This is a genomic window from Streptomyces sp. NPDC028298 (assembly GCF_055565895.1).
This window is the reverse complement of the sequence record NZ_JBVHTL010000012.1, coordinates 35,692-55,975: the sequence shown is the minus strand read 5'-3', so window position 1 is coordinate 55,975 and position 20,284 is coordinate 35,692. Positions and strand designations below refer to the sequence as shown.

The 20,284-nt window shown below is 71.5% G+C and carries 17 protein-coding genes and 1 pseudogene; 17 read left to right on the top strand and 1 reads right to left on the bottom strand.

The features are described 5' to 3' along the window. Positions 1 to 127 precede the first annotated feature (127 nt). Positions 128 to 1,264, bottom strand: coding sequence for an LLM class flavin-dependent oxidoreductase (locus tag ACZ4TO_RS37815; RefSeq protein WP_382778436.1), 1,137 nt, complete (start codon positions 1,262 to 1,264; stop codon positions 128 to 130). A gap of 868 nt (positions 1,265 to 2,132) precedes the next feature. Between ACZ4TO_RS37815 and ACZ4TO_RS37810 the strand changes: the two genes are divergently transcribed. The 17 genes and pseudogenes from ACZ4TO_RS37810 (at position 2,133) to ACZ4TO_RS37730 (ending at position 20,260) form a co-directional block, all read left to right on the top strand. Continuing rightward, the gene (locus ACZ4TO_RS37810) at positions 2,133 to 3,362 is read left to right on the top strand and encodes an acyl-CoA dehydrogenase family protein (RefSeq protein WP_468026579.1); all 1,230 of its coding nucleotides are present in this window, start codon (positions 2,133 to 2,135) and stop codon (positions 3,360 to 3,362) included. A 46-nt stretch (positions 3,363 to 3,408) separates the two neighbouring features. Beyond that, positions 3,409 to 3,867 (top strand): RrF2 family transcriptional regulator, encoded by a 459-nt coding sequence (locus ACZ4TO_RS37805; RefSeq protein ID WP_468026578.1) that lies wholly within the window; start codon positions 3,409 to 3,411, stop codon positions 3,865 to 3,867. A gap of 269 nt (positions 3,868 to 4,136) precedes the next feature. Next, the gene (locus tag ACZ4TO_RS37800; protein WP_382778439.1) at positions 4,137 to 4,331 is read left to right on the top strand and encodes a DUF8015 family protein; all 195 of its coding nucleotides are present in this window, start codon (positions 4,137 to 4,139) and stop codon (positions 4,329 to 4,331) included. Further along, positions 4,328 to 4,597 carry a DUF4190 domain-containing protein gene (locus tag ACZ4TO_RS37795; RefSeq protein WP_382778440.1) on the top strand — a complete coding sequence of 90 codons (270 nt, stop codon included), beginning with the start codon at positions 4,328 to 4,330 and terminating at the stop codon, positions 4,595 to 4,597. The genes ACZ4TO_RS37800 and ACZ4TO_RS37795 overlap by 4 nt, the downstream gene beginning before the upstream one ends. A gap of 246 nt (positions 4,598 to 4,843) precedes the next feature. Next, positions 4,844 to 5,632, top strand: a complete 789-nt coding sequence (locus tag ACZ4TO_RS37790) for a GntR family transcriptional regulator (protein WP_382778441.1) — start codon at positions 4,844 to 4,846, stop codon at positions 5,630 to 5,632. Positions 5,633 to 5,673: 41 nt separating this feature from the next. Then, a complete protein-coding gene (locus ACZ4TO_RS37785) occupies positions 5,674 to 5,901 on the top strand; it encodes a 4Fe-4S dicluster domain-containing protein (protein WP_351693958.1) in 228 nt (75 codons plus the stop codon). Positions 5,902 to 5,927: 26 nt separating this feature from the next. Further along, positions 5,928 to 7,268, top strand: a complete 1,341-nt coding sequence (locus tag ACZ4TO_RS37780; RefSeq protein WP_468026577.1) for an ABC transporter substrate-binding protein — start codon at positions 5,928 to 5,930, stop codon at positions 7,266 to 7,268. After that, entirely contained in the window at positions 7,265 to 8,248 is a 984-nt protein-coding gene (locus ACZ4TO_RS37775; protein WP_468026576.1) for an ABC transporter permease, read from the top strand. Before ACZ4TO_RS37780 ends, ACZ4TO_RS37775 begins: the two co-directional genes overlap by 4 nt. Further along, positions 8,232 to 8,999 (top strand): ABC transporter ATP-binding protein, encoded by a 768-nt coding sequence (locus ACZ4TO_RS37770; RefSeq protein ID WP_468026575.1) that lies wholly within the window; start codon positions 8,232 to 8,234, stop codon positions 8,997 to 8,999. Before ACZ4TO_RS37775 ends, ACZ4TO_RS37770 begins: the two co-directional genes overlap by 17 nt. 11 nt (positions 9,000 to 9,010) lie before the next feature. Beyond that, on the top strand, positions 9,011 to 11,794 hold the full coding sequence (locus ACZ4TO_RS37765; protein ID WP_468026574.1) for a fumarate reductase/succinate dehydrogenase flavoprotein subunit: 2,784 nt from the start codon (positions 9,011 to 9,013) through the stop codon (positions 11,792 to 11,794). 139 nt (positions 11,795 to 11,933) lie between these two features. Continuing rightward, positions 11,934 to 12,410: an Asp23/Gls24 family envelope stress response protein gene (locus ACZ4TO_RS37760; protein WP_382778446.1), complete on the top strand. Its 477-nt coding sequence runs from the start codon at positions 11,934 to 11,936 to the stop codon at positions 12,408 to 12,410. A 70-nt stretch (positions 12,411 to 12,480) separates the two neighbouring features. Continuing rightward, on the top strand, positions 12,481 to 12,804 hold the full coding sequence (locus ACZ4TO_RS37755) for a DUF3040 domain-containing protein (protein WP_385041740.1): 324 nt from the start codon (positions 12,481 to 12,483) through the stop codon (positions 12,802 to 12,804). A 180-nt stretch (positions 12,805 to 12,984) separates the two neighbouring features. Then, entirely contained in the window at positions 12,985 to 13,587 is a 603-nt protein-coding gene (locus tag ACZ4TO_RS37750) for a PadR family transcriptional regulator (RefSeq protein ID WP_468026573.1), read from the top strand. A 69-nt stretch (positions 13,588 to 13,656) separates the two neighbouring features. After that, a complete protein-coding gene (locus tag ACZ4TO_RS37745; RefSeq protein WP_468026572.1) occupies positions 13,657 to 15,378 on the top strand; it encodes an acyl-CoA dehydrogenase family protein in 1,722 nt (573 codons plus the stop codon). Positions 15,379 to 15,734: 356 nt separating this feature from the next. Next, positions 15,735 to 17,504 (top strand): annotated as a pseudogene (locus ACZ4TO_RS37740) (DNRLRE domain-containing protein); the annotation flags it as partial. A 297-nt stretch (positions 17,505 to 17,801) separates the two neighbouring features. Continuing rightward, a complete protein-coding gene (locus tag ACZ4TO_RS37735) occupies positions 17,802 to 19,715 on the top strand; it encodes an amidase domain-containing protein (RefSeq protein WP_468026681.1) in 1,914 nt (637 codons plus the stop codon). Continuing rightward, positions 19,712 to 20,260: a hypothetical protein gene (locus ACZ4TO_RS37730; protein WP_468026571.1), complete on the top strand. Its 549-nt coding sequence runs from the start codon at positions 19,712 to 19,714 to the stop codon at positions 20,258 to 20,260. The genes ACZ4TO_RS37735 and ACZ4TO_RS37730 overlap by 4 nt, the downstream gene beginning before the upstream one ends. Positions 20,261 to 20,284 lie beyond the last annotated feature (24 nt).

Sequence of the window (20,284 nt, the reverse complement as noted above, 5' to 3'; positions counted from 1 at the left end):
CTCGGCTGCTGCGGACACTCGCCGGCGACCCCCCTCCCCAGAACAGGGAGGGTTCGTCGACCTCCACACGCGAGAGGGTCCGGGGGCCGCTGTGCGACCTCGGGTGAGGATCGCCGTGCGACGGGCGTCAGCCGTGGACCGCCACGGCGTTCCGGGTACCGCGCGCCGCACGCTCTGCGTCGCGTTTGGCGACCTCTTCCCTGACGATCGGGATCACGTACCGACCGAAGTCGATCGCGTCGTCCAGCAGGTCGTAGCCGCGGGCGGAGAGGATGTCGACGCCGAGGTCGTAGTAGTCCAGCAGGGCCCGGGCGACCGTCTCCGGGGTTCCGACCAGGGCATTGGAGTTGCCCGCGCCTCCGGTCGCGGCGGCGGTGGGGGTCCACAGGGCGCGGTCGTAGCGCTCCCCCGCCTCGGCGATGGCGATCAGCCGTTGCGAGCCGGTGTTCTGGGGCCGGCCACCGACGCTGTGCCGCCTGGTGAGCGGCTCGCCGTTCTCCTGCCGGGCCTTGATCGCACCGACCGTGCGGTGGGCCTTCTCCCAGGCCAGTTCCTCGGTCGGGGCGATGATCGGGCGGAACGCCACCTGGATGCGCGGGACTTCGGCGCGGCCCGCAGCCTTCGCGGCCGCTTTCACCGCCTCGATCTGCTCGGCGGTCTTCTCCAGCGGCTCGCCCCACAGGCAGTAGATGTCGGCCTCGGCGCCTCCGGCGGCGTACGCGGCGGGTGAGGAGCCGCCGAAGGACACGCCAGGACGCGGTTGTTGCACCGGGAACACGTCGCTCACGAAGTCGTGGAAGCGGTAGTGCTCGCCTTCGTGGTCGAAGGGCTCGTGGGTGGTCCAGATCTTCTTGACGATCCGGATGTACTCCCGTGTGCGGGCGTAGCGTTCGTCCTTGGTGAGGGTGTCGCCCTCACGACCCTGTTCGCGGTCGTTGCCGCCGGTGATGAAGTGCACGGTGAGCCGGCCCTCGCTGATCTGGTCGAGGGTGGCGAAGGTCTTCGCGGCGAAGGTCGGGTACGAGACGTTGGGCCGGTGGGCGAGCAGGATCTGGAGCCGGTCCAGCCTGCTCGCGATGTAGGCGGCGGCCGGGGCGGGATCCGGCGATCCGGAACCGTAGGCGAACAGCACCCGGTCCCAGCCGTTGTCCTCGTGCGCCCGCGCGAGCCGGAGCGTGTACTCCTTGTCGAAGGCGGCGCCGGAGCGCGGGGTGGTCTCGGAGCCGTCATGCGTGGCGGCGATGCCAAGGAACTCCACGGGCATGGGAAATGGCCTTTCTGCGGTCCTGTGGGTGTGCCCGGATCCGGGCTCGGGGCGCGTCGGGCGACGGGTGCGCGTGTCAGGTCGCGCGGACCGCCCGTACACGAAGGCGAAGACAAATAAGCAGGCGAAGACGAAGGAGGAACGAAAGGAAGGGCGGCGGGCGGGTTCAGCGCGTGCTCAGCACGCGCTCGCGGCTCGCGGCGATACCGCGAGGAACGAACTCCGCCCGGGACGGGTCACCGAGGGAGGGACGGCCGTTCGGGACGGGTCACCGAGGGAGGGACGGGCCGTTCGGGACGGCCCGCTGTCGCGTCAGGCGCAACAGGCGGCGGACCACACCCGACCGAAGTCGATGTGGTCGCGGGTGACCAGGCGATGCTCCGCGTTCATGCGACTCATTGAGCAATACATCTGGCGTCCCGTCAACTGCGGCCCGCATGCCGGACGACCGGCCTTGGCCGGTACCTTTCGGGCCCGTTCCACCGTCCGTGGGACCGCTCCCGCGGATTTCCTATCGATTTACTAGGAAACCATTGACCGCAGGTCCACGGGATGCGCAGGATGATGTACATGCCCCCCACGCAGCAGCGACTGGTTCGCCGTCGGCACGTCGACTTCGGTCACGTCGCCAGCGCCGTCTGTCGCGCCGCGTAGGACGCCTGGCGCACTCGTCGCGGGTGCCGCCGGGCCTTCGCTCCCCGCGGTGATCCCGCGACACCGCCGCCCGCCCGCCGTCCCGCCCCGACCCCGGGCAGGACCCGGGGGCCACCGCATCCCCGCCGTCCGGCGCACGGGCAACGTCCGCGTGGCGGCCCGGCAGGACATTCCCGACCAGGCGCCCGACCGCCGATTTGAGGACACCATCATCATGGCCGTTGCCACCGCACCGCCCGGAGCCGACTCCGCATCCGACCGGACCGGACCGGACCACGCGCACTGGCTGCGCGCGGCCCGCGAGACGGCCGACGACCTGGCCACGGACGCGGTGGCCAGGGAGCAGGCGGGCAAGACCCCCTTCGACGAGGTGTCCCGGCTGCGCGAGGCGGGACTTCTGACCCTGCTGGTACCGGCCGACGCGGGCGGAGGAGGGGCGGACTGGACGACGGCCTACGCCGTCGTCCGGGAGATCTCCGCCGCGGACGGCGCGATCGGCCAACTGCTGGGCTGTCACTACTTCTTGTCGTGGAGCGCGCTGTCCTTCGCCGACTCCGCCCGCGCCACCGAGGCCGTGCAGCGCTCGTCCAAGAAGCCCTATCTCTGGGGTGGCGGCTTCGCACGTCAGGAACCGTCGCTGAGGCTGGCCAGGAAGGGCGGCGGCTTCGTCCTGGACGGCCGGCAGAGCTATGCCACGGGAGTCCTGGTCGCCGACCGTCTTGCCGTGCGGGGCGAACGGACCGACACCGGTGAGCCCTTCGCCGTCATCGTGGATCCCGCCCATCCCGGCGTACGGATCGAGGGCGATGCGGACGCCTTCGGGCAGCGGCTCGCGGCCGGCGGCAGTGTGGACTTCCACGCCGTGCCGGTCGCCGCCGCCCACGTACTCGGATCGCTGTCCGCGGACGAGGACGTCCTGTCGCCGCTGACGGCCTTCACCTCGCCGGTCGGGCACCTTCTCTCCGTCCAGCTCCTGCTCGGCATCGCCGAGGGGGTGCTCACCGAGGTACGCGAGTACAGCAGGGCGGGCCACCGGCTCCGGAACCCCGCCTGGCCGGACGGCTCCGCCCCCGACCCGCGGACCCTGACCCTGCACGGGGAACTCACCGTCCTCACCCGCTCCGCCGCGGCACTCGCCGAACAGGCGGTACAAGCCGTGCACGACGGACTGGCACGAGGAGAAGACCTCGACTACGACGAGTACGCGGAGATCTCCGTCCTCGTGGCCATGGCCGAGGCCGCCGCGTCCAGGGCCGCGCAGGAGTCCACCACCCGGGCCCTCGACGTCATCGGCGCCCGCTCGGCGTCCACGCGGCTGGGATTCGACCGCTTCTGGCGCAACGCGCGCACCCACACCTTGTACGAGCCGGTCGGTCACCGTCTCCGTGACGTCGGGGACTACTTCCTCAACGGCGCGCACCCTCCGTTCGTCCTGCCCGTCTGAACCGGAGAGCGTGAAACCGAACCGAGCCGTACGGGATAATGCGCACATGCGGATTTCAGCCAGGGCGGACTACGCGGTACGGGCCGCGCTGCAGCTCGCAGCGTCACGGGACGAGCTGCCGTTGAAGGCGGAGGCCATCGCCGAGGCGCAGGACATTCCGCACAAGTTCCTCGAAGGCATCCTGAACGACATGCGCCGGGGCGGACTCGTGCTGAGCCAGCGCGGCGGCAACGGCGGCTATCGTCTGGCCGGACCCGCCGCGTCCATCACCATCGCCGACGTCATACGCGCCGTGGACGGGCCTCTCGTCTCGGTGCGCGGGGTGCGCCCTCCGGACCTGACCTACACCGGGCCCGCCCAGTCGCTGCTCCCCCTGTGGATCGCGCTGCGGTCCAACGTGCGCGAGATCCTCGAAGGCGTCTCGCTCGCCGACGTCGCGTCGGCCCAACTGCCCGCCGAAGTCTGCGCGTTGACCGAGCCCCCGGCAGCCTGGACCAACCCCTGACGCCGAGCGCACGCGTCACTCCCCTGACGTCACGCGCCCTCATGGCCCCCCTGACGCCACGCGCCCTCATGGCCCCCGCGAGGCATTCGGACCGCGCCCTCCTCTGGCCGGATCCGCCCGTGGCCGAAGCCGCCGGGTGGGCCGCACGGTTCAGGCCGACATCGCCGGCGGCGGAACGGCCGACGTTTCCTGGGTGAGTGCCCGGGCACCCGGGCTGCGCTGATCATTCGCCCGCGACTCCGCGCGCCTCCCGGACCCGAAGGAGACACATGCTCTTCCTCGTCGCCGCTTTCCTGCTCCTCGGAGTGGTGGTGGGTGCCGCCGCGCACCTGCCGCTGCCCGTCACCCTCGCCGCGTCCGCCGTCATCGGGTGCTGGCTGCTCGTCTACGGTCTGCGCAAACACCGTCCCGACGGTGACGCGGCACGCAAGGGTGCTTCCTACCGTGGCGAGGAGGCCCGGTGAGCCGGCTCATGACCGACACGGCCCACACGACTTCACGCCGCGACCCGTACGTCCTGGCCGCGGCGTCGTTCGTTCTCGGACTGATCGGACTCCTGGTCTTCAACCTGTTCCTGGGACCGACCGCCATCGTCCTCGGGCTGCTCGCGCTGCACCGCGGCACGACCCACCGTCACCGCGCCTACCTCGGGATACTGCTCGGCGCCGCCGACCTGATCGTCCTGGCCTTGGTCACCGCCGCGGACAACACCGTGACCTGGCACATCTGAGCACCCGGGCAGGCGCGGCGCACTGAGCGCGGGGCCGGGGTGGGGCAGTGGTCGTGAACCGGCTCCAGGCGCCGGCGCGGCGCCGGGCCCGGTTCTCCGCGAGGGCTTCCCCACGGCTCCCGGTCACTGGCACATCTGGCCCCCACACGTCGAAAGCACCAGGTCAGCCGGGCATCCGATGCTTCCTCAAGTGGCGCAACATTCCGGCAACACGGCTTTCCCCATCGGATCGGTAGGGTTCGATCCGTGCCTCCCACCGACCGCATCCGAGACCACGCCGGCCAGGGCGCGACCACCGTCGCCGCCCACCGTGCGCGGCGCCGGCTGCGCGCCGACCGGGCCCGGCAGCTCGCCGATCTCCTCCGCCACCAGCTCCTCACTGGCGGCTTTCCCACGGACACGTTGCCTCACGAGTCGATCCTCGCCGGCGACTACCGCGCCTCCCGCAACACCGTCCGTCAGGCCCTCGACCTGCTGCGCGCCGAAGGGCTCGTCGAACGCCAGCCGGGCGTCGGCACCGTGGTCGTCGCCCGGAAGTACCGTCACGGCCTCGACCGCCTGATGGGCCTCGCCGAAACCCTCCACGAGCACGGCCGCGTCACCAACGAGGTCCGTACGGCGGGCCCCGCGCCGGCGCCGGCCCCGGTCGCCGAACGCCTCCAGGTCCCGCCCGGCACCGACGTCCTCTACATCGAACGCCTGCGCCGCCTGGCCGGTCTCCCGCTCTCCCTCGACCTCACCTACATCCCCCTCGACATCGGCACCGCCCTGCTCGGCGCCGATCTGGAGAACACCGACGTCTTCCGCCTCCTGGAGACCATCACCGGCCGGCCCCTGGGCCACGCCGAGATCACCCTGGAGGCGGTCACCGCGGACGCGCACTCCGCCGCCGTGCTCGAAGCCCCGCGCGGCACCGCCGTCCTCATGCTGGAACGGCTCACGCACCTCGCCGACGGCCGCCCGGTCGACCTGGAGTTCATCCGGTTCCGCGGCGACCGCATCACCATGAGCGGCCTCCTGCACCGCTCGCGCTGAACACAACCACCTTCCTCCGCACGACCTTTCGGGAGACAGCCATGCCCTTGGCGCCCCAGCGGGCCGACGTGCCCGTGACCATCGACCAGTCGAAGTGCATCGACGGCTGCACGCTCTGCGTGGACATGTGCCCGCTGGACTCCCTCGCCATCGACGAGAGCAACGGCAAGGCGTACATGCACGTCGACGAGTGCTGGTACTGCGGCCCGTGCGCGGCCCGCTGTCCCACCGGAGCCGTCACGGTCAACATGCCCTACCTGCTCCGGTGACCGGTCCCGAAAGGTCTCGAACTCCCATGAAGCGCACAGCAGTCGGCGCGGCTCTCCTCCTGCTCCTCCCCCTGACGGCGTGCGGCGGAACCGCGGCGGGAGGTGACGGCTCCACCGTCACCGTCACGGTGGGCTACCAGTCCAAGACCATCAACACCGTCACGGCGGGCACCCTCCTGCGCTCGCTCGGCGACTTCGAGAAGGAGCTCGACGCCCTCCACGACGGCCACACCTACAAGGTCGACTGGCAGGACTACGCCACAGGCGCCCCCATCACCGCCCAGATGACCGCCGGCAAGATCGACATCGGCTCGATGGGCGACTTCCCCCTCCTGATCAACGCGGCCCGGGGCAAGCAGCTCAACCGCCCCACGCGCCTGGTGTCGGTCACCGGCTACAACCTCCGCGGCGGCCTCAACACCATCGTCACGGCCCCCGACTCCACGATCGGCTCGCTCGCGGGCCTCAAGGGCAAGAAGGTCTCGACGAGCATCGGCTCGGCCGCCGACGGCACCCTCATCCGGGCCCTGCGACGCGCCGGCATCGATCCCGACGAGGGCGTCCAGAAGCTCAACCAGCAGCCCGCGGTGGGGGCGTCCGCCCTCTCCGCGGGCAGCGTGGACGCGCTGTCCCAGTTCGTCGCCTGGCCGGGCCTGCTCGCCTACCAGGGCAAGGCGAAGGCCCTGTACGACGGCGCCGAGCTCGACCTGCCGACCTTCCACGGCGTCACCGCCCGCGAGGACTTCGCCGAGAAGCGGCCCGCCGTCCTGGAAGCCTTCCTCAGGGCCCAGGCGGAGGCCACGGACTATCTCGACGCCCACCCCGTCGCCGCGGCCGAGAAGGTGGCCGAGGCCACCGGGCTGCCCGCCGAGGTCGTCTACCTGTACAACGGCGCCCACGGCATCTCCACCTTCGACCCGGCGCTCAAGCCGCGGCTCGTCGACGCGCTGAAGCAGGACGTGACGATCCTCAAGGCCGCCAAGCTCACCGGCGACGTGGACGTCGACGCCTTCGTCGACGACCGGTACGTCAGGAAGGCCCTCGGAGCCGGCTACGCCGAGCACCTGGCCACCCGGCCCGCGGCCCCCGCCGGCGAGGTGTGGCTCAAGGGCGCCGAGCGGACCCGCACCTTCAAGTCCCCGGCCCAACTGCTGAGTTACGTCGCACGGCACAAGGCCACGATCCGCGCCGCGTACGTGCCCGACGCCACCACCGGCACCCTCTGGTTCGCCGACAAGGCGGTCTGGGTGGACGACGGCGGCCGGCTGCTCCCCTTCGTCGCACCGGCGACCGCGAAGGCGTACGTCGCCGGGCACACCGGCGCCCGTGTCATCACGTACGCCGACGCGCTGCGGCGGGCGTCATGAGCCGGGACGCGCCCCGGACGCACCGAGTCCCGCCCGGCGGCGCCGTACAGGGCGCCCCCGTCACGCCCCGGAAGGAACGACGAGACGGACGCCTCACGCTCCGCTATCCGCGCCGGGCGGGCCGGTTCGCCCTGCGGTTCGGCTCACTGGCCGGCGCCCTCGGCGTCTGGCAGGTGCTGACCGGCCTTGACGTCGACCTGTGGCTGCGCTTCTCGCAGTTCCCCACGGTCGCCGACGTGGCCCGCGCCTTCGCCGACCGGCTGTCCGGCCCCGACTACTGGACGGACCTCACCGACAGCCTCACCCGCATCCTCACCGGCTTCCTGCTGGCCGCCGTCCTGGGCGTGGCCACGGGCGTGCTCGTGGCCCGCTCCCGCCTCGCCGAGGACCTGCTCGGCCCGCTGCTCGAAGTCGTCCGGCCCATCCCGGCCATCGCCCTGGTACCCGTGGCGATCCTCCTGTTGCCCTCGAACGAACAGGGCATCGTCTTCATCACCTTCACCGCCGCCTTCTTCCCGGTGCTCGTCTCGACCCGGCACGCCGTGCGCGCCCTGACACCGGTGTGGGAGGAGGCGGTGCGGACGATGGGCGCCGGACGTCTGCGCGTCCTCGGCTCGGTCGTCCTGCCGGGCGCGCTGCCCGGCGTCTTCGGCGGTCTCTCGGTCGGCCTCGGAGTCTCGTGGATCTGTGTCATCTCCGCCGAGATGATCTCCGGCCAGTACGGCGTCGGCTATCGCACCTGGCAGGACTACACGATCGTCAACTACCCAGGCGTGTTCGTGGGGATGGTCACGATCGGCGTCCTCGGCTGGATCACGTCGACGGCCGTGGAGCTCCTGGGCCGTCGCCTCACGCACTGGCTGCCTCGTACGTCGTACGTCCCCGGCGCGCGGGTGCCGCGGGAGGCGCGCGGCGCCACCGTCCCCGTACGGGCCCTGCCCAGGACCGATAAGGACGTGCCCCATGACCAGTTCGTCTGACGTCCGTTCACCGTCGTACACCGGCGCTGCCCTCACCCTGCGCGAGGCCGTCCTCGGCCGGCCGGGAGCGCCCGTGCTGCACGGGGTGGACCTCCAGGTCGCCCCCGGCGGGATCCTCAGCATCGTCGGCCCCTCCGGCTGTGGCAAGTCGACGCTGCTGCGCACCCTCGCCGGGCTGCTGGCGCCCCTCTCCGGAGAGGTCACCCAGGACGGACGCCGGCTCACGGGCCCCTCCGCCGACCGCGCGCTGATCTTCCAGGAGGACGCCCTGCTGCCCTGGCGGTCCCTGCGCGCGAACGTCGAACTGCCCCTCGCCATCAAGGGATTGCCGCGCACCGAACGCCGCACCCGGGCCGAGTCCTGGCTCGCCCGGGTCGGACTCGCCGAGCGGTCCGGTCAGTTGCCCCACCGCGTGTCCGGCGGCCAGCGGCAGCGCGCCCAACTGGCCCGCGCGCTGGCGCCGGAGCCGCGCGCCGTCCTCATGGACGAACCCTTCGGCGCCCTCGACGCCCAGACCCGCGCCGGCATGCAGGATCTGCTGGTGGAGGTGCTGCGCGGGACGGGCGCGACCGTGGTGTTCGTGACCCACGACGTCGACGAGGCCCTGTTCCTCGGCGACCGTGTGGCCTTGTTCGGCTCCGGTCGGCCGGTCGCGCTGCACGACGTGCCCCGTCCACGCGACCGCGCGGCGCACGACGACCCGGCACGCGTGGCGCTGCGACGCGAAGTCCTCTCCTCGCTCGGTACCTGAAAGGCCCTTCGGTGACCACCTCCGTGCACACCCCCCTGGAGATCCCCGCCCTCGCCGACGCCGAGGAGCTGAGCTGCGACGTCCTCGTCATCGGAGGCGGCACCGCCGGCACCATGGCGGCGCTGACGGCGGCCGAACACGGGGCGGACGTCCTGCTGTTGGAGAAGGCCCACGTCCGCCACTCCGGCGCGCTCGCGATGGGCATGGACGGCGTCAACAACGCGGTCGTCCCGGGGCGCGCGGAGCCCGACGACTACGTCGCGGAGATCACCCGCGCCAACGACGGCATCGTCGACCAGTCCACCGTCCGCCAGACCGCCACCCGCGGTTTCGCGATGGTGCGGCGCCTGGAGTCGTACGGGGTGAAGTTCGAGAAGGACGAACACGGCGAGTACGCGGTCCGCCAGGTGCACCGGTCCGGCTCCTACGTGCTGCCGATGCCCGAGGGCAAGGACGTCAAGAAGGTGCTGTACCGGCAGTTGCGGCGGCGGGAGATGCGGGAGCGGATCCGCATCGAGAACCGGGTGATGCCGGTGCGCGTGCTGACGGCGGGCGGCAGGGCCGTTGGCGCGGCCGGGTTCAACACCCGTACGGGGCGGTTCGTCACCGTCCGCGCCGGCGCCGTGATCCTGGCGACCGGCGCCTGCGGCCGGCTCGGCCTGCCCGCCTCCGGGTACCTGTACGGCACGTACGAGAACCCGACCAACGCGGGCGACGGCTACGCGATGGCGTATCACGCGGGCGCCGAGCTCACCGGTATCGAGTGCTTCCAGATCAACCCGCTGATCAAGGACTACAACGGTCCGGCCTGCGCCTACGTGGCGAACCCCTTCGGCGGCTACCAGGTCAACCGGCACGGAGAGCGGTTCGTCGACTCCGACTACTGGTCCGGTCAGATGATGGCCGAGTTCGCCGCCGAGGTGGCGTCCGACCGCGGCCCGGTGTACCTGAAACTGAGCCATCTCCCGGAGGAGTCGGTCGCGGCCCTGGAGACCATCCTGCACTCGACCGAGCGCCCGACGCGGGGCGCCTTCCACTCCGGGCGCGGCCACGACTACCGTACGCACGACGTCGAGATGCACATCTCCGAAATCGGGCTGTGCGGCGGTCATTCGGCCTCCGGGGTCCGGGTGGACGACCACGCCCGTACGACGGTCCCGCGCCTGTACGCCGCCGGCGACCTGGCCTGCGTACCGCACAACTACATGATCGGCGCGTTCGTGTTCGGCGACCTGGCGGGCGCGGACGCCGCCCGGTTCACGCCGTACGAGGGCGAGTTGCCGTCCGGGCAACTGCGCGAGGCCCACGAACTGATCTACCGCCCGCTGCGCAACCCGGACGGCCCCCCGCAGCCCCAGGTCGAGTACAAACTGCGCCGTTTCGTGAACGACTACGTGGCGCCGCCGAAGTCCGGGGCCCGGCTGTCCCTCGCACTGGAGGCGTTCGAGCGGATGCGGGCCGACATCGCCTCGATGGGCGCGCGCACCGCGCACGAGCTGATGCGCTGCGCCGAGGTCACCTTCATCCGTGACTGCGCGGAGATGGCGGCGCGGGCCTCGCTGGCCCGTACGGAGTCCCGCTGGGGCCTCTACCACGACCGCCTCGACCACCCCCGGCGTGACGACGCGTCCTGGTTCCACCACCTGGACCTGTACAAGTCCCCTTCCGGGACGATGGAGTTCACGGCCCGGCCGGTGGCTCCGTACGCGGTGCCGGTTGACGGCTTCCGTCCGGTCGGCGGTCCTTCCCGCCGTCTCGGCGAGGTCCACCCGCAGCAGGTGGCGACGGCCGGGACCCGGGAAGCCGCGCCGGTGGCGAGGGGGTCCGAGCCCACGCCGAGGGATCCGGCCCACCCTCACGGTGCCGCCTCCGAGACGCCTGCCACACCTCGCCTCCTCCAGCTCCTCTCGCTCGCCGACGAGCAACCCGAACTCGCCGCCGTCTCGCCCTACTTGAACGACTCCGATCCCGTCGTCCGCAGGACCGCCGTCACCGTGTTGACGGAGACCGTGCCGACCGGCACCGGACCGGCGCTCGCCGCCGCGCTCGTCGACACGGACGCGGGTGTGCGCGAGGCCGCCGCGGGCTCGCTGCGCGAACTCGTCGAGACGCTGCCGCCCGAGGAAGCCCTGCGGGAGGGCCTCGCCTCCGCCCTGTCCTTCGACGACCCCGTCGTCCGCGCCGCCGCGCTCGACGTCCTGCGCGCCCTTCGCCTCGGTGACGCCGAACTGTTCCGCAGGTCCCTGTCCGACTCCGGCATCGCCGTCCGCATCGAGGCCGTACGGGCGCTCGTGTCGGTCGACGCCACCGAAGAGGTCGCCCGTGCGGCCGGGGACCCGTCCCGCGAGGTCCGCGTCACGATCGCCAGGGCGCTGGGCACCGCCGTCGCCGGGCGGCCCGGCGCCACGACGCCGGAGGCTTCCGGGCCGAGCCGGGCCCGTGCGGTCCTGACCGAGCTCGTGGCCGACCCGGACGCCCTGGTGCGAGCGGCCGCCTTCGAGGCGCTGGCGACCACCGGGTGCCCGGCACCGCTGGACGCCCTCGCCCTGGCCGCCCTGTCCGACCCGGCCTGGCAGGTCCGGGCCGGCGCCGCCAAGGCCCTGTCGGCCGCGGACCCCGGCACGGCGGTCCCCGCCCTCGCCAGGACCCTCGCCGACCCGAACGCCGACGTACGCAAGGCCGCCGTACTCGCGCTGACCCGCCACGGGACCCGCGAGGACGCCCGCGCGGCCCTGGCCGGCGCGACGACGGACCCGGACGCGGACGTACGGGCCTACGCGGCGCGAGCACGGTGAAGACGCCCCGGCTTGAGCAGTGCGGCATTCGCCCCGGATCGCACGAATTGAGCCATTCGTGTGACGATGGCTGAGGGGCAGGGGCCCGCCCCCTCGAGTGTCACGCGAGGTGTCCGCACGGAAGACCGAGGAGGTCCTGATGACGGACCTGACCACCCGCTCAGCGAGCACCAAGAACGAAACGGGCGAGGCCACGGGGATCCGGCGCTCCGGCACCGGTGATCCGGGAGGCAAGGGACGGACCACGATCGCCGACGGCGTGGTGGCCAAGATCGCGGCGGCGTCCGCACGCGAGGTGGTGGGCGTCCACGGCCTCGGCACGGGCATGACCCGGGCCCTCGGGTCCGTCCGCGACCGGGTGCCCGCCGGGCGCCCCGGCCAGACCCGCGGCGTGAGCGTCGAGGTCGGCGAACGGCAGACCGCCGTGGACCTCGACGTCGTCGTCGAGTACGGCTACCCCATCACGGACGTGGTCGCGGACATGCGCGTCGCCGTGATCACCGCCGTCGAGCGCATGACCGGTCTGGAGGTCGTGGAGGTGAACGTCGCCGTCGGCGACGTGCGCCTGCCGGACGAACCGGAAGAGGAACCGCAGGACGGCCCTCGCGTGACGTGATCCGCCGCCCCGGCACCGGAGGCTCGCATCCACGGGCCACCGTGGAAGAACGCTCAGGAGGTGCGTCGCCGTGGACGAGAAGGACCACGCGGACGGTGTCCGTCTCACAGCACGCGAACGAGCCGCGCTGGCGGAGATCGAGGAGGGGCTTCGACAGGACCACGAGCCGGACCACGAGCCGACGCCGCGTCGCCGGTCCGGTGGACGCCGCCTGCCGATAGCGGTCGTCCTGATGCTGATCTGCTCGGTGGTCCTCGCGGTGGTCGGTATCACGACGTCGCAGGCCGCACTCCTCTGGTGCTTCGCGGTGCTGTGGCCGCTGACCGTGCTGCAGCTCGTCCGGCTGCTGGGCCGCTGGATCAGAGCCACGGGCCCTTTCACTCCGTGGTTCTGACCGGTTCTCGGCCGCCGGGTCGGGCGCAGGTCGTCCCGGCTCCCCCGCGCGGACAGGTCGGCCACTCCGCCGTCACCGCCGCGCGGGGCACCGTGCTGCGGGCGGTGGCCCGGGTGAGCCGTGTCTCACAAGGGCGGCGGCGCTTGTCTATGCAACGAGTTGCATAGAAAGCTGTGCACCATGGCGCTCGAACACGCGATCCTCGTCTCCCTGCTGGAAAAGCCGGGGTCCGGCTATGAGCTGGCCCGGCGGTTCGAGCGGTCCATCGGATACTTCTGGACCGCCACGCACCAGCAGATCTACCGCGTGCTCAAGCGCATGGAGAGCGAGGGTGTCCTCGCCGTCCGGGAGGTGCCGCAGCAGGGGCGGCCGGACAAGAAGGTGTACTCCGTCGCCGGCCCCGGGCGTACCGCGCTGTCCCAGTGGCTGCACGAGCCGATCGAACCGGAGAGCATCCGTCACGAACTCGCGGTGAAGATCCGCGGGGCCGCCTTCGACGACCCGGCGGCGCTCGTCGACGAGGTCGAGCGGCACCACCGGATCCACAGCGACCGGCTCGCGCGCTATCTCGCCGGGGAACTGCGCGACTTCACCGGTCCTGACGCCCCCGCGCCGCTCGACGCCGGTCAGCAGCTCCAGCACGTCGTGCTGCGCGGCGGCATCGCGTACGAGCGGATGACGATCGCCTGGCTCGACGACGTCCTCGCCACGCTCCGCACCCTCGGCACGACCGATGTCACCGGCGCCGACCCGCGGAGCTGCCCCGCGCGCAGGCCGGCCTGACGCACCCCGGCTTCCCTCTCTTCCCGTCACGCAGTCCCTACCCCCTCACCCCTCGGAAGGCGAACCTCTGTGACCACCACTCCGTTGCTGTTCAACCCGCACACCTACGACCCGGCGCACTTCGACCCCGAGACGCGCAGGCTGCTGCGCGCCACCGTCGACTGGTTCGAGGAGCGCGGCAAGCGCCGCATCATCGAGGACTACCGCACCCGCGCCTGGCTCGGCGACTTCCTCGCCTTCGCGGCCAAGGAGCGCCTGTTCGCCACGTTCCTCACCCCCGCCTCCGCCGCCACGGACGAGGACCAGCGCTGGGACACCGCCCGGATCGCCGCCCTGAACGAGATTCTCGGCTTCTACGGTCTCGACTATTGGTACGCCTGGCAGGTGACCATCCTCGGTCTCGGACCGGTCTGGCAGAGCGAGAACACCGCGGCCCGCACGCGTGCCGCGGATCTCCTGTCCCAGGGTGAGGTGTTCGCCTTCGGGCTGTCCGAGAAGGCCCACGGCGCCGACATCTACTCCACCGACATGCTGCTGGAGCCCCAGGCCGACGGCGGATTCCTGGCCACCGGCTCCAAGTACTACATCGGCAACGGCAACGCGGCCGGCCTCGTCTCCGTGTTCGGCCGCCGCACCGACGTCGAGGGCCCGGACGGATACGTCTTCTTCGCCGCCGACAGCCGCCACCCGGCGTACCACCTGGTGAAGAACGTCGTCGACTCCTCCAAGTTCGTCAGCGAGTTCCGCCTGGAGAGCTACCCGGTCGCCCCCGAGGACGTCCTCCACACCGGCCGGGCCGCCTTCGACGCCGCCCTCAACACCGTCAACGTCGGCAAGTTCAACCTCTGCACCGCCTCGATCGGCATCTGCGAGCACGCGATGTACGAGGCCGTCACCCACGCGCAGAACCGCGTCCTCTACGGCCGCCCCGTCACCGCGTTCCCTCACGTCCGCCGGGAGTTGGCCGAGGCGTACGTCCGGCTCGTCGGCATGAAGCTGTTCAGCGACCGCGCCGTCGACTACTTCCGTACGGCGGGCCCCGAGGACCGCCGCTACCTCCTCTTCAACCCGATGACGAAGATGAAGGTGACCACGGAGGGCGAGAAGGTCATCGACCTCATGTGGGACGTGATCGCGGCCAAGGGCTTCGAGAAGGACAACTACTTCTCCCAGGCCGCCGTCGAGATCAGGGGCCTGCCCAAGCTGGAGGGCACGGTCCACGTCAACCTCGCGCTGATCCTCAAGTTCATGCGCAACCACCTGCTGGACCCGATCGACGTGCCCGCCGTGCCGACCCGTCTCGACGCGGCCGACGACGACTTCCTCTTCCGGCAGGGACCGGCGCGCGGCCTGGGTTCCGTTCGCTTCCACGACTGGCGCGCCGCCTACGACGCCTACGCGGAGGTCCCGAACGTCGCCCGCTTCCGCGAACAGGCCGACGCGCTCTGCGAGTTCGTGACCACCATGGCCCCCGACGAGGCGCAGAGCCGCGACCTCGACTTCCTCCTCGCGGTGGGGCAGTTGTTCGCGCTGGTGGTGCACGGACAGCTCATCCTGGAGCAGGCGCGTCTGACGGACCTGGACGAGTCGGTGCTCGACGAACTGTTCTCCGTGCTGGTCCGCGACTTCTCCGGACACTGCGTCGAACTGCACGGCAAGGACTCCGCGACCGAGCCGCAGCAGGCCTGGGCCCTCGGCGCGATCCGCCGTCCCGTCGTGGACGAGGCACGTTCGGCCGAGATCTGGAAGCGCGTGGAGGCACTGTCGGGCGCGTACGAGATGTCGCTGTAGCGGCGCCGCCGGAACGAGACGGCCTGTGCGACCGGCGCCGATCCGACGCCGGTCGCACAGACCTTCCACGCGTGCCCCCGCCACGCCCCGAACTCCTCCGGCCCGCCCGGAGTGATGCGCACCTTCGGACCGATGTGATCAGCAACACCCCCAAGTAGGGTGCTCTGCCCCGGATTTCCGGAACGTCGCGGCCATCCCAAACATCCTCAAGAGCGGAAATTCTTGGCCCACACCGTGCCCGCACGGTGTTCGACAGAGCTCGAGGAAGCATGACGAGGCGTAAGTCCGTGCCACGGCGCGGATGGCGGGGGTCCGGGGGACCCGCGCGCTGGATATCGGGAGGGGCCGCTCTGGCCCTGTCCCTCACGGTGCTGGGAAGTGCCGACGCGGTCGTGGCGACGCCCGCACGGGCCGCCGAGGTCGCGGCCGCCGACGTGACCGAGGCCGTGGACATCCCGTCCGCGCGCGCTGCCGCGCGGGCCGCGGGCCACAGGGTGGAGGCGCTCTCCGAGCGGAGCGAGACCTCCACGACCTGGGTGAACGAGGACGGCTCGCTGACCACCGAGGTGTCCGCCGGCCCCATCCGCTTCTACGACCAGGACACCGGGGCCTGGCGCTCGGTGGACGTGAACCTGACCCGGGGCGCCGACGGGACGGTCGAGTCCAAGGCTCACCCGCAGGGGCTGAGACTGGCCGGACGCGGTACGGGCGGCACCGTCCGGCGGGCGTCCCTGACGGGCTCGCGGGCGGTACGGGCCGACGCGGGCCGCGCCTCCGACCTGGTGACGCTCGGCGAGGGGGACGGGCAGATCACCCTGCAGTGGAAGGGCGCCCTGCCCGCGCCCACGCTCAAGGGCAACCGGGCCGAGTACGAGAACGCGCTGCCGGGCGCCGACGTGGTCGTCGAGGCCACCCGCACCGGCTTCGAGCAGTTCGTGGAGATCAAGCAGCGACCGGCGGGAGACTCCTACAGCTACACGCTGCCGCTCAAGGCGCGCGGTCTCACGGTGGCCCAACGACCCGACGGCAGCGTGCTGCTGACCGACCGGCGCAGCGAGAAGACGGCGGTCATGCCGGCGCCCGTGATGTGGGACGCCTCGGTCGACGCGGTCTCCGGTGAGCACACCCGTAGGGTGCCCGCGGCCATGAAGGTCGTCCACGACGGGTCGTCCGTCGACCTCGTGGTGACGCCGGACGCCGCGTTCCTCGCCGACCCGAGGACCACGTACCCGGTGACGGTGGACCCTTCCACCTCCGCGCTGTCGAACGTGATGGACACCTACGTCCAGCAGGGCGAGACCGGGGACCTGTCCACCGACACCGAACTGGACCTGGGCAACCCGGGGACGAAGAACTCGGACGGCACCCCGCGCACCGCGCGTTCCTTCATCACCTGGAACACCGCGCCGATCGCGAACGCCCTCGTCAGCAACGCCCGGCTCAGCCTCTGGAACTTCCACTCGGGCAACACGGACTGCAAGGCGGCGCCGTGGGAGGTGTGGTCCGCCGGAGCCGCCTCGACCGGCACCCGATGGACGTCCCAGCCGGCCTGGAACTCCCGGACGTCCACCTCCACGGAGACGCGCGGCAACTCCGCCTGCACCTCGGCGTCCGACGGATGGATCAACGCCGACGCGACCTCGCTGGTGCAGGGTTGGGCCTCCGCCAAGACCACCCGCGGCACGCTGGGGCTGCGTGCCGCCGACGAGAACGTCGTCGCGCAGTGGAAGCGGGTCAACTCCGCGAACGCGGCGGCCAATCCGCCCAGACTCACCGTGACCTACAACTACCGGCCGCGCACCGGCACGAAGCAGCAGGCCGGTCCCCCCTTCACCCAGGACAGGACGGGAACCTGGCGCGTCGACACGACCACGCCGACCCTGCGCGACACTTTCACCGACCCGGACGGCGACCAGGTCGACGGCACGTTCCAGATCTTCGACGCCGCGACCAACACCCAGGTGGGTGACCTCCTGGTGTCCAAGTTCACGGCGAGCGGCACCCCCGCCGAGGTCGCCGTGCCCGACGGCGTGCTGCGGCACGGCAGGACGTACCGGTTCCGTACCTCGCCGTACGACGGCACGCACTACAACACGGAATGGTCCGCCTGGGCCACCTTCAGCGTCGCCGCGCTCCCGGACACACCGCAGGACCTTCAGGCCGGGGCCGAGCAGACCCTGACGCCGATCATCTCCGCCGTCGTCACGGATCCGGCGCAGGGCCGCGTCAGCGCCGAGTTCGCGGTGAAGGACTCGGCCGGCAACGCCGTACCCGGACTGAACCTCACGCCGGTGTGGACGGACAGCGGCCGGCGAGCCGCCCTCCGGCTTCCCGACCGGGTCCTCACCGACGGCGCCGCGTACCGCTGGACCGCCCGCGGCTGCACCAGCGTGGGCTGCTCACCGTGGTCGGCTCAGCAGACCATGAACGTGCGCGAGAAGCCGCTGCCCGCGGCACCCGACAGCAGGACGCTCACCCTCGCCGACGACAGCCTCGACCAGGTGTCCACCGCGATCGACTGTGCCACCACCCCCTGCCCCATCGCGCCCGACGGGGAACTCCGGATCGGACCGGCCGGCGGACACCAGTGGGCGACCCGTTTCAAGGCGGACCTCTCCGGCCTGCCCAAGGGGGCCCGGGTCACCTCGGCCACGCTGTCGCTGACCCGCTCCGACTGCGCGGCCGACTGCACCGCACAACAGCCCGGCGTGTACGAGTTGTCGTCCGCCTGGACACCCGCCGAGAGCGGCGGAGCGCTCCTCGACGCGGCCGGAACCGACGACTACGCGTCCGGCACACCCCTGCCGGACCTGGACCTCGGCCCGCTGGTGCAGTCCTGGACCGAACGGGGAGAGAACCAGGGGTTCGCCCTGACCGTCCCGGCGGATGCGCACGGGGCGGCCTACCGCTCGCTCACCGCCTCCGACGCGGACACGCGGCCCCGGCTGACGATCCGGTACCTTCCGCCCACGGTTCCCGGAGCGGTCACCGACGTCGTGACGGTCCCCTGTGACTCGGGCGTGCTGGCCACCTGGAACCCGCCGCTCGACCCGGGCGCGGCCGGTGAGCTCCGCTACGCGGTCCAGGTCGAGAAGACCGACGGCACCGTCGTGGCCGAACAGGAGGCCGTCACACCGCGTGCCGTGTTCACGAAGCTCGACAACACCGTCCCGTACCGCGTCTCGGTGCGGGTGAGGAACGTCGTCGGCGACGGACCTGTGTCGCGCTCGGCGCCGGCACAGGGCGCGGCAGTTCGGGGCGGTACCGCCCTGTACCGCGACATCGTCCAGGAGTACCTGGCCGCCCGGGGCAAGATCCTCACCGGCGGCAGCCTCTCCGCGCCCGACGCGGCCGCCGACGCACCGCATGGCGCGGTCTTCGCCGCGCTGCTCGGCGCTCAGGAGCCGAACCTCGTCGACAACAGGCAGGCCCTCGCCGACACCGGCCAGAGCTATGCGGGCGCGTCGGCGGAGATGACGGACGTCCTGGTCGGCAAGGGGGCCACGGCGGATCAGGTCGTCGTACGTGCCACCGTCACGGAGTCGATGACACTGCACGGCGACGGCGGCGACGAACCGACGAAGGGGAGCGCCCTCAAGCGGTACACCTTCGACCTGAACGGGGACACCGCGGTCATGGACGGCGAGGCCGACGACTTCGACGCCGCGCAGACACTGTCCGCGACGGCTGCCGCTCAGTCCCAGGTGGAGACCACCTCCGCGACCGACCCGGAGGCCTCGGACGACGCCTCGGACGACCCCGGCTCGATCGAGCTGGGCGAGAACGGCTTCCCCGACGAGACTCCGCCCGCGACCAACGCCACGGTCACGGCTCTCGGTGCCAGGTCGGTCAGCGGCCACGGCACCGCCAACTGGGCCTACAACCACACCGGCATCGGCTGGGAGTATTCCCAGGACTGCACCAACTTCGTCTCCAAGGCCCTGTACCACGGCGGAGGCATGAAGTTCCGATGGGGCGGCCGCAAGACCGACGGCGCGTGGTGGCAGCAGTACTACCTCTTCGGCTCGATCAAGAACAAGAGCTACACCTGGTCCGGTGCCGACAACCTGCGCCGTCACTTCTCCGGTCACCGTCCCTCGAGCCGCGTCTCCAAGACGTACAACGCGCAGCTCGGCGACATCGTCTTCTTCAAGTGGAAGAAGGAACGGCGCTACAACCACGCGGCGGTGGTCACCTCCAAGGTGCAGGGGCATCTGGGACTGTCCCAGCACGGCATCAAGAACCACACCACGCTCGACGACGTGCTGGCGCGCTACCGCGGCACCAGCAATCCCATCCAACGAGTTCTGATCATCCGACCCAGGAGTGCCAAGTGACGGAAGGGACCGCATCGCGCGCCCCGATGACCGCGGTGCTGGCAGCCGGTGTGCTGCTCGCGACGCTGAGCGGGTGCTCGTCCGCGGGCGACACGGCCGACACCCGCTACGCCGAGGACTACGCGGGCCACGAGCCGCTTCATGTGGTCGGCTACCCCTCGACCGGCTCGCTCGGCGTCACGCAGCAGCTCGTCTGGCGGATCGCGGACGACTCCCCCAGCCGGCTCGCCGAACTCGCCACCGACGACAGTGACAAAGACGCGGCGCGCAGCACGGCCGAGAACTGGATCAAGGCGTTCGGAAAGGGAGCGGGCGGGAAGGTCGCGGCCGACTTCTACGACGAGGGCTCCGAGCGGCAGACCGTCGTCCTGTACTTCCAGAACACCGGGCAGAAGAAGGAGATCAGTGTGCGCCTCGACGGGAACGCGGGTGACAGCGGCTGGCATGTCCTCATGGACGAACCGTCCATGAAGGAGGCCACGGAGAAGCCCACTTGGGCGCCCCGGACCCCCGGCGGCTCCGGCTCCTCCCGCGCCAGCCACTGACGTCACCCCGTGAACCCACGGCGC